This window comes from Microcoleus sp. MON2_D5 (assembly GCF_036701905.1).
Taxonomy (GTDB): Bacteria; Cyanobacteriota; Cyanobacteriia; order Cyanobacteriales; family Microcoleaceae; genus Microcoleus.
Genome location: NZ_JAUBRM010000032.1, coordinates 65261 through 75443, shown reverse-complemented (window position 1 = coordinate 75443; position 10183 = coordinate 65261). Strand labels below are relative to the sequence as shown.

The window sequence follows — 10183 nt, the reverse complement described above, 5'->3', positions numbered from 1 at the left end:
GATGCACCTTACTTGCTCTCCATTTTTGGACACCATACCTAATTTACCACTATTTGAGCCTTAACTGAACCGTATTGTATCATAAGTCACAAAAATTAAGAGAATATTTAGAATTAGTAAATGACGGAAAATCTCCCGAAGAATGGCAAATAAATTGTATCTTATTTGCCCCGAATGCCCCCGAACAAAATCCAGTAGAAGATATTTGGTTACAAGGAAAGAATCTCTTGAGAAAATTTGCCTATCGCTGTCAATCTTTTACCATAGTAAAGAGGTTATTTATGTTTTTTCTGAATCGTCAAATATTTGGATTTCCCAAACTTTATATGTATGGTTAGTGTTCACAACTCAATTAGGAACGCTATATACATTCTCTTCAATCGCGTAGCCTTGATTTCTCCCCCAATCTATCCAAGCTGATGCCATCTGTTTTACCCTTCCCCTTTGTTCGGGTTTAATGGGATTTTCACCCGTAATTGCACTCAACGCCGATCACCAGTAAAGGGGATTTATTTTGAGTTCCGATAGCAACAGCGGCACGATTTGTGTTCCCATACTAATAATTTCCTGATAGGCAGGATGCTGAGACATTTGGGCAGTTGAAGAAAGTCCAGCAACATCTTTATCCCAATCAGAGGCAAGTGCAAAAAACTTGTCAACTATCTCAGGGGAAATTTTAGCATTTTTGTTGAGAATATCTTGAGCAGTATTGGGTGAAAGACTTTCTGGCTGTGCGAGTAAGTTTTCGATGCCTATTAAAACTAACTCTTTTATCGATATATTCAAGTCGTTGGCGAGTTTTTGTAACTTCAGGAGTCGCTCATCTGAAAGGGCGATCGCTATCTTATTCATCTGACTTACGCTCCTAGCATGATGCCTTAAGTATAGCCAATAAATTACTCACCTTTAGTCACCGTTAAACCAAATTGTAGGGTGCGTTAGACATTAATTCTTTCGATTTCAAAAGGTTTGAAGGATCGGACGCACCCTACGAACACTATTTCCATCGCCCCCACCATCAACTAGATGCAAGCTAGATCCAGTCCGGTCTGAATCGGGGGGAGTCCAGAAGTATAGAATAGAGGTTGCGGAACCGGCACACCGCCCGATCGCTCGCCCCCAGCAATTTGTTACCCTAAAAATAGAATCTTCGCTCCCTCAACTCCCTCCCATGAACAACGCTTCTCCCCTGATTCAAACGATAACTCCAGAACGCTGGGCCGGGTTTAGTATGGACTTTATAGGGGCGGGTTACACGGGTCTGTTGGTCAAAAACGGCCGCGCCGTGCGTACCCTAAAATCCGGGCGACATTTCAGCTTTGCCCTTCCCCTGCTGGAACAGTCTCAAATTGTCCTCGTAGACACCAAACTCCGCAATTTGGAGGTACAGTCGCACGGAGATTTTTTATCTAAGGATCGATTTTTAATTGATGCCACCCTGACTGTTATTTATCAAGTTATAGATCCGAAACGAGTAGCTTTGGAATTGTCCGATCCTCTAGCTGTTTTAGCAAGTGCAGTTAAGGATTGTATGGGATTAGCGATCGGGCAAATACCCCTACAACAGCTTATCAGTCAAGGACGGCTGTTGCTGCGCCAAAATTTGCTCGATCGCGTCCAAGATTTTTATACTCTAGGTTTTAACTTAGAAGACGTGCGAATTGGCGATGTCAGCTTTCCCGAAACTAACGGAGTTATTCGCCAAGTTGAGGGAATGAGTGCCCGACAGGAAGCAGAAAATGCCGCCGCCCTGCAAATGAGAATTGCCGAAGCCGGTCGTCCGATTGTTCCTCAATCTCCTGTACAGCAGTTAAACTTAATTTCAGGTAATTCTCCTGCGAGTCTTCCAGCTTCTGACACAGCAGCAGGGTTCGATCGAGATTTACAACGACTGACAGACCAACTTGCTCAAAACAGTCTCCCTCCTGGGAGAAATCCTCCCCAACTTGCACCAACCGTACTCGCAAGCAGTGATCGCAAAACAACCGCATATTTAATCTACAAATTTTCTGGAGAGGCGATCGCTTTAACGGCCAATCCCTTTACAATTGGACGCGAACCAACCAACACTTTAGTATTACAAGATCCGCAAAGTTCGCGCTACCACGCTCAAATCCGCCGCGCCACTGACGAACTTGGCAAACAGCGGTATCAGCTTGTCGATAGCGGCAGTTCCAACGGCACTTTTGTGGGTGGGCAGAGGCTGGCTGCTAACGAGCCTTTTTGGCTGCCAAATGGCTGCGAAATTGCGATCGGCGACCAAAAATGGATCTTTCAAAATTCGTGAGTAATAGATGAAGATTTGTTTAAACAGCAGATAAACGCAGATGAATCCCATCAGCGTTCATCTGTGTTTATCTGCTGACATCTGTGATTGAAAAATCCCAATCTAAGTAACTTGCTTTAATCACGATATACAAGTAATAGATTCCGAATCTACCGTCAACAATATGAATGTTTTTTTAAACCGCAGATAAACGCAGATAAACGCTGATAAACACAGATTAATTCTATCGGCTTTCATCTGTCAGGTTTCCGTAGGGGCGTTGTCAAGAGTCCCCGCCCTTTCAACACAGCTTGACAACTTCTCCCTCCCCAATTCCCTATACTCCCAGGTAGAAGTCTCTTGCCAACCCTAGGGGGGATATCTCCACAAGCATTTCGAGCGACAATTTGTCAAGATTGAAAATATAAGTAGAGGACAACCCCATGAACTTTTCTATACAATCTGTTTACAACTGGTACCGCGACACCCTCCGTAACCCCAAATACCGCTGGTGGATTATTCTGGGAACGCTGGCATATTTAATAAGCCCGATCGACATTGCCCCAGATTTCCTGCCAGTCATCGGACAAATTGACGATGTGGCAATTGCTGTCTTGCTGATTTCCGAAATTTCGCAAATGTCGATCGACTACTTTAAATCCCGCCAAACAGAGACAGCCTCAGCATCCGAAGCCACCGGTGCCCATTATTCTGAAGCCCAAGGCAGCACCGTTGACGTAGATGCAGTTTCTGTAAAATAATTGCCAAAAATAATCGAGCGCTACAACCCCGACTTCTTCAAGAAATCGGGGTTTTTGTTTTTTAAATGCCAACTGCTCAGATCGTGCTCCAAAGCTGGTACTTTTAACTATGATCCATCTGTGCTAACAACAAATTTTTATAGATGAAGTTTAGCGAAATAGTACAAAAACTTAACTTAGCCACCAGTCGCACCCTCACAGCGTCGGTTGCTGCCGATCCAGAAATTACAAGCGCGGCCCCTGTTGATGAAGCTGCATCGGGCACTATTAGTTATATAGAAGGTGCTAAATTTGCCGCTCATACAGCCACTACAAATGCTTCGGCTTTAATTTTACCCTTAGATGAAAGTCTCCAAGCTCAATGTGACGATCGCAATATTGCTTGGATTGCCACACCAGATCCGCGATTGCTGTTTGCTCAAACGATCGCCATTTTCTATCAACCGTTTCGCCCAGCATCCGAAATTCATCCCTCAGCCGTCGTTCACCCCTCAGCAGAAATTGGTGAAAATGTCTATATCGGCCCCAACGTCGTTATCCAAGCAAAAGTCAAAATTGGCAGCAACGTTTGCATTCATCCAAATGTCGTAATTTACCCAGATGCGGAAATAGGCGAAGGCACTGTTTTACACGCTAATTGTGTCATTCACGAACGTACTCGCATCGGGGCAAATTGCGTGATTCACAGCGGTGCGGCGATCGGTTCCGAAGGTTTTGGGTTCGTGCCGACAGCCACAGGATGGGTGAAAATGGAGCAGTCTGGCTGCACGGTATTAGAAGAGGGCGTTGAGGTTGGCTGCAACAGCACGATCGACAGGCCCGCTGTCGGAGAAACCCGCATCGGCCAGAATACAAAAATCGACAATTTAGTACACGTAGGTCATGGCTGTCAAGTAGGGAAAAATTGTGCTTTTGCCGCTCACGTTGGCATGGCCGGCGGAGTAAAAATTGGCAACAATGTAATTTTGGCTGGTCAAGTGGGAATTGCTAATCAAGCCAAAATCGGAGATGGGGCGATCGCCACTGCTAAAGCCGGAATTCACAGCGATGTTGCAGCAGGGGCGATCGTGACGGGCATTCCAGCAATTCCCCACAAACTATTTCTCAAAGCCACAGCCGTTTACAACCGTTTGCCCGAAATGTACCAGTCTCTGAGGCAAATTCAGCGCAAGCTCGATCGGTAGTCAATTGGCAGTTGTCAGTTGGCAGTTGGCAGTTGGCAGTAGTCAGTAGTCAGTAGTTAACAGTTAACAGCCAACAGTATTATAGTTGCAACTCCTTAAATGTGGAATAGTATAAACAACCTGCGATTGATGTCGCCGTCAATACCAGCAATTGTCAAAATAATCTTGTTTTTCTCAACTTGGATTGTTTTGTGGCTTCCCGCAGCGATTGTGCTGGCGATCGCCCTCAAATGGCATCCACCCCAACCCTTGGGGAACAAAAAACTACCTTTACTAGCTTCCCTCTACGTGATTGTCCCCTTCATTCTATGGGCGACAAGCTGGATCGAAAACACATCTTTTGCCAACTGGGGTTTGGATTGGCAACCCGCAGTTTTGATGTCATTACTGCGGGGATTAGGATTAGGAATAATCAGCTTAGTAATTTTATTCGGTCTGCAATTAAGCGCAGGCTGGATAGAGCTAAAAATCGGGGAAATATCCACCGAAACAGGCGAAAAAAAAATTAATCCTTGGGCCTTAATTCTTAGCCCTGCTAGTCTGCTGACTCTGTTATTAGCACTGTGGATTAGCGGCACAGAAGAGTTAATCTTTCGCGGCTGCTTGCAAACAATCCTCCAGCAAGATTACTCTGTGCTAATCGCAGCAGCGATCGCCAGTTTTATTTTCGCGATCGCCCACCTAATTTGGGCCGCCAAAGAAACTCTACCGCAACTGCCAGGATTGTGGCTGATGGGGATGGTTTTAACATTAGCCCGCATCGCCGACAATGGTAGTTTGGGATTGGCGATCGGCATTCACGCAGCTTGGATTTGGGGTATAACTACCGTAGATACAGAAGGCGCAATTAATCCGACAGGCCGCGCCCCAGAATGGATTACAGGAATAGCAGCGAAACCGCTAGCAGGTGCAGCCGGCATTTTATTGCTACTAGCAACCGCAACCTTACTCTTCCTGACTCAAATCAGCGTTAATCAGGGCTAATCAGCTTAAATCAGCGGTAAAAATTCCGACATCAATCTAATCGTCGATCGATCGTCACAATCGAAACAGGCCGCAACGCATCAAAACGAGTTGAATTCGCCCCAGCCACAGAACGCGATAACTGCACTTGCACGATTCGGTAACTCCAGTGCGGTTCCCGGCGCACCCGATCGCCCATCCAGCTCAAAACAGTAGCAATATCCTCAACAGCATCCAACGCAAGCACGATCGAGCCTCCAGGAAGCAGCCGCAGCGCGCAAACGCCCAAAATTTTAGTCAACCCTCCGCCACTGCCGCCAATAAAAATCCGGTGCGGAGGACGCAAGCGGTGCAAGATTTCCGGGGCGGTTCCGTAAATCGAGAACACATTTTGCAGCCCAAAACGGCCGTAGTTGAACTCGATCGCAGAAGTACCAGAAACCGTTTGTTCGATCGCGTACACCTCAGACTGCGGGAATAAACGAGCAATTTCGATCGACACAGAACCGTTACCAGCACCCACATCCCAGACAACTTGTCCCGGTTGCAAAGCCAATTGTGCCAACACCAACACCCGCACTTCCCGTTCAACCGTCAAACCCGGCTTGTCGCCACAACCGATAAAAGCTGCATCCGGTATTCCCAACAAAGGCAACTTTTCCAAATCCAAAGGTTCTGCCCTCGGCGGGGGTTCCCGCAGCATCACAACCACGCTCAGCGGTGCAAAAGACTCTCCCAGCAAAGCTGACAGAGAACGCAGGCCCACCCGCTCGTCAGCAGCACCCAAATTCTCGCAAACCCAAAATTCGTAGCGTGTAGGCAAATCTAGAGCTTTGACCAAATTTGCCAGGGCCGCCGGAGTATGAGTTTCGTCGGCGAGCACCGCAATTTTCTCGACACCGAGTTTGAGTTTTGCCGTCAGTTCCTCAAAATAACGTCCTTGAGAGCCAACAAAATGAGCGTCTTGCCAAGGGATATGCAAGCGGTTAAAAGCCAACTGCACAGAACTGACGTGGGGGTGAAAAGTCAATTCTTCTGCAGGCAATTGGGCAATTAACAACTTTCCCCAGCCGTAGAACAGCGGGTCACCGGCCACTAAAATTACGATCGGTTGAGTACGGGGTTCCACCGTCCCCGCAGAGGGTTCTAATTCGGGTTCAGTCGCCCACCAGCGCCGAATTTCCAGAATTGCTTCGGTCAAATCTTCCAACGCCCAGCGCTCTCCGTCGTGCTGGGGAAAATAGCTCAAATGGCGCTCGCTCCCTATTAGCAGAGCGGCCATTTCTACAACCTGCCGCGCCGATTCGCTCAGCCCAGCAGCTCCATCTAAACCTATACCAACGACGTGTACTGTCACTTTTTAAGCAAAAAGTAAAAAACCAGAATTACTGATTTTTCCTGGTTTTTCATAAATTTTTTCCTTGACTTTACTGTCAAACAAAAATAATTAAAGCATTTAATAGGCAATATCCTGACTCTTTTCACAGGGGAGAGGGGGAGAGGGGGCGAGAGAGTGGGAGAGTGGGAGATGGGGAGAGTGGGAGATGGAAAAAATCTTCACATCGATCCTCTTCCCTCTTCCCTCTTCCTTCTTCCTTCTTCCTTCTTCCCTCTTCCTTCGTTAAAACTCAAACACAGGCCAGTCCGGTTGCCGGAGGTAGGTGGTCATGTCGTCAAACTTCCGCAGTTCCACTCGGTTTACGGACAGTTCTTGCGGCGTGTCCAGCCATTGCTCGTTTAACTCTGACAGCAAAGCGCACAAGCGAGCGCGGTCAAGGTTCGGCCCGATGTCCCCAAAATAACCCAGAGTAATGTGTGCCGTAAAATGATATTGCTGTTCAATTCCCAAAGCCATTAAATCGGGATTTTGATAGATCGATCGGCGAAACTCCAGAATTTGCTTGTAAGAGTTTTCGTCCGTCGGTGCCAAACAAACACCCACAGCTCTAGTCATCACCATCAACCCCAGCACTATCCAGCGAATGGGAGCGCCGCCCGCCAAGGGTTTGCAGGCGGCAAAACGATCGGCCATGCGCGAGCGCAGTTGCTCCTCAAATTCGGGATTTTTATCAGAGGCATCTCGAAAAGCGCTGCTCCAAATCAAATCGGCTACGGTTAAATGGAAGCTATCAGGAGGCAGTGCCACGATCGCACCCTCCCCTATTTCCTGCAATAGCCGTTGTTGGCTCGAGTGCAAATTACTATAAAATGCAGCATTTTCTGCATCTTCCCCCGCAGGGGGCGTAATCACCGAATAACCTGGAAAAGGTACCGGATCTCTCCGGCCTGCTTCGTCGGGCTTAAATTTTGGAGATTCCTGAATGTGTTCCACCTGGGACTTGTAGGAGTCCAGCAGCGTCATTCGCGCCACCCGATTTACGTAAGCTTGATAAGTATCATCCAATCTTGATTTCCTCGCGGTGACATACTCCCACACCAAATTTTATATTATGGCGCGGGCTTCCAACAGCCCTATTCAGGATATGTTGGACAAGCCTCGCGTGCAACTGTGATTTTTTTGGCTACTGAGCGTTTTTCATGCAAATTTACCTGTTTTGGGGGGAAGACGACTTTGCGATGGCGCAGGCTGTGACAAGTTTGCGCCAAACAGTCCTCGACCCCAACTGGGCTAGTTTTAACTATGACAAGATTATTGCCGATTCCGCCGACGCTGTGGTCGAAGGGCTCGATCGAGCCTTAACGCCGCCCTTCGGTACCGGGAGCCGTTTTGTCTGGCTGGCAAATACGACTTTAACGCAGCAGTGTTCTCCAGAACTGTTAGCGCAATTTGAACGGACGCTGCCGGTGATGCCCCCTACCACCGTGCTGCTGCTGACATCCGTCAAAAAACCCGACAGCCGGCTCAAATCTACCAAGTTAATTGTCCAGTCCGCCCAAGTGCGGGAATTTTCACCGATTCCGCCTTGGAATGACAAAGAATTAGCCCAGCGGGTGCGCCAAGTCGCGGGCGAAATGAACGTAAAATTGACAGCCACAGCGATCGAACTTTTGGCCGAATCCATTGGCAGCGATACCCGCGGGCTATACAGCGAACTCGAAAAATTGCGACTGTTTGCGGGCAACCGCAGCCAACCTCTGAACCCGGAAGAAGTTGCCGCACTGGTGCACTGTCACGCCCAAAATACCTTCCAGCTAGCCGATGCGATTCGCGAGGGCAATACCTCCGCCGCTTTGGATTTATTGGCAGGCTTAACTAGCCGCAGCGAGCCTGGTTTGAGGATTGTCGCCGGCTTGACTGGTAAGTTTCGGATTTGGCTTTGGGTAAAGGCAATGATCCAAGCGGGCGATCGCGATGATAAAATTGCTCAAGCTCTAGATCTCGGCAATCCGAAACGAGTATACTATTTTCGGCAAGAAGTCAAGAACGCCAGCTTAGAAAAACTGCAAAAAAGTTTGCCTTTGCTGCTAGACTTAGAAGCTTCTTTGAAGCGGGGGCGGGAAGAAAACTCAACCCTGCAAACCAAAGTTATAGAACTTTCTAGCTTGTTTCGCTGATGCGCGACAGGGCACAGGAGCGGCGCTTTACTGTAAATTTTTACAACAAATTTCGATAGCGGCTATGTGCTTGATGCCGGCTCGCGGCCCAAAAGGTCAATAGATACTAGAAATACTCTCAGAATGCCAAAGTAGAAGTTAATGTGGTAAATAAATATTGTCCGCCGAATGCCGATCGGTTAATATTATTTGCCGGCTCTCCACCCCCCCCCAAAAAAGAGCGCTACCCATGACACAACAGAACCCGCGGGAACTGCTCAAGCAAGGCGATCCAAACGCGATCGCATCTAGCATCAACCGTACACTCAAACCCAAAGGCATCAACGCCGATGTGACGCGGGACAACGGCTGCCTCCACATAATTCTGGAGGCAGACAAAGTACCGGATCAAATGGTATTGGTCGATTTCATCCGCACCGGCATGACGAAGCTGGGACTCGAATCAATTCACACTGTAAAGGTTTACGGGCGTCGAACAGGTGACGGATCGCCTGCGTGGGAAGATGAAATTGATCTGATGCCTGCCGAGCCCATGCCTTACCCCTTGGATAGTGGAATGCCTGACGACTCTGTAGGTTTAGATGATGTCGAGCCCGAAGGCGGAGACTATTATCAAGAAGGAGAATTCGATCGAGATGACGACGAGGAAGACGAAGACGAAGACGAAGATCAAGCCCCGCCTCCGAAAAAACAATTTCCCAAATGGGTAATACCTGTGGGTATCTTAGTACCTCTGGCGGCGATCGCAGGGCTTTTCTTTACTAAAACTTTCCCATTCGGCGACTCTAACCCAGAACCCATCGCCTCCGAAGCTGCTTCCCCCTCCCCCCAACCCTCATCTCCCCCTTCTAAAGCCGCTGTATCCTCTCCAGCCGCATCTCCAGGCACCCCACAGGCAGCCTCCCCTGCACCAAAACCCGCTCCCACTGCTGCTGCGCCAGCAAGCCCAGCTCCAGCTTCTCCTGCACCAAAAGCCGCCGCGCCTAAGCCTGACTCTTGGAGGGAAGCGGTTAACACAGCTCAGAAGGCAGCAATTTCCGCCCAGAAGGCTCAGTCTCAAAATGAGTGGATCGCAGTAGCAAGCGAGTGGCAGCAAGCGGTTAAGCTCATGAGAGCCGTACCGTCAACCAGCGCGAACTATCAAAAGGCTCAGCAAAAAGCGGCAGAGTATCAGGCTAATCTGATTGTTGCCAACCGCAGGGCGGCAGCAGCGCCTTAAGAGTTTTGAGTTTTGAGTTTTGAGTGGAATACTCGATTTGCTAAAAGTCAAAAGTCAAAAGCCAAAAGTAAAAAAACTTGTTTTTACGGAAAGCTTTCTTACTTTTGACTTTTTTCAATGTTATTTAAATGTCATTATTTAACTTGACCTATTGCTTTAACTCCAAAAGCTGTAATTATTTTTCCTTCAATCGTTTTTAATCTCCTTCTAGTTTCATTTGGGAAACGTCCTACTCTGACGAGATGTTGCTCAACGAAATTGAAGCACAGCACGG

At 48.0% G+C, this 10183-nt stretch carries 9 protein-coding genes and 1 pseudogene; 7 read left to right on the top strand and 3 right to left on the bottom strand.

Translation table 11 applies throughout. The features are described 5' to 3' along the window. Positions 1-77: 77 nt before the first annotated feature. A pseudogene (locus QUA47_RS13915) lies at positions 78-338 on the top strand (IS630 family transposase); the annotation flags it as partial. A gap of 154 nt (positions 339-492) precedes the next feature. Here QUA47_RS13915 and QUA47_RS13910 read toward each other — a convergent pair. Continuing rightward, on the bottom strand, positions 493-852 hold the full coding sequence (locus QUA47_RS13910) for a hypothetical protein (protein WP_333431168.1): 360 nt from the start codon (positions 850-852) through the stop codon (positions 493-495). Positions 853-1171: 319 nt separating this feature from the next. Between QUA47_RS13910 and QUA47_RS13905 the strand changes: the two genes are divergently transcribed. From QUA47_RS13905 to QUA47_RS13890, 4 genes are all read left to right on the top strand, one after another. Next, positions 1172-2287 (top strand): SPFH domain-containing protein, encoded by a 1116-nt coding sequence (locus QUA47_RS13905; protein ID WP_333431167.1) that lies wholly within the window; start codon positions 1172-1174, stop codon positions 2285-2287. 422 nt (positions 2288-2709) lie between these two features. Continuing rightward, on the top strand, positions 2710-3027 hold the full coding sequence (locus QUA47_RS13900; RefSeq protein WP_333213666.1) for a YkvA family protein: 318 nt from the start codon (positions 2710-2712) through the stop codon (positions 3025-3027). A gap of 143 nt (positions 3028-3170) precedes the next feature. Next, positions 3171-4211 (top strand): UDP-3-O-(3-hydroxymyristoyl)glucosamine N-acyltransferase, encoded by a 1041-nt coding sequence (lpxD, locus tag QUA47_RS13895; RefSeq protein WP_333431166.1) that lies wholly within the window; start codon positions 3171-3173, stop codon positions 4209-4211. 99 nt (positions 4212-4310) lie between these two features. Further along, positions 4311-5195, top strand: a complete 885-nt coding sequence (locus tag QUA47_RS13890; protein ID WP_333431165.1) for a CPBP family glutamic-type intramembrane protease — start codon at positions 4311-4313, stop codon at positions 5193-5195. A 31-nt stretch (positions 5196-5226) separates the two neighbouring features. Here QUA47_RS13890 and cbiE read toward each other — a convergent pair whose 3' ends face one another. Then, the gene (gene cbiE / locus QUA47_RS13885; protein WP_333431164.1) at positions 5227-6531 is read right to left on the bottom strand and encodes a precorrin-6y C5,15-methyltransferase (decarboxylating) subunit CbiE; all 1305 of its coding nucleotides are present in this window, start codon (positions 6529-6531) and stop codon (positions 5227-5229) included. Positions 6532-6795: 264 nt separating this feature from the next. Further along, entirely contained in the window at positions 6796-7536 is a 741-nt protein-coding gene (locus QUA47_RS13880; protein ID WP_190655984.1) for a DUF1868 domain-containing protein, read from the bottom strand. 176 nt (positions 7537-7712) lie between these two features. Between QUA47_RS13880 and holA the strand changes: the two genes are divergently transcribed. Further along, complete coding sequence (holA, locus tag QUA47_RS13875) at positions 7713-8690, top strand: DNA polymerase III subunit delta (RefSeq protein ID WP_333431163.1); 978 nt, start codon at positions 7713-7715, stop codon at positions 8688-8690. Between the two features lie 229 nt (positions 8691-8919). Further along, positions 8920-9909, top strand: coding sequence for a hypothetical protein (locus QUA47_RS13870; RefSeq protein WP_333405669.1), 990 nt, complete (start codon positions 8920-8922; stop codon positions 9907-9909). The last annotated feature ends 274 nt before the right edge of the window (positions 9910-10183 follow it).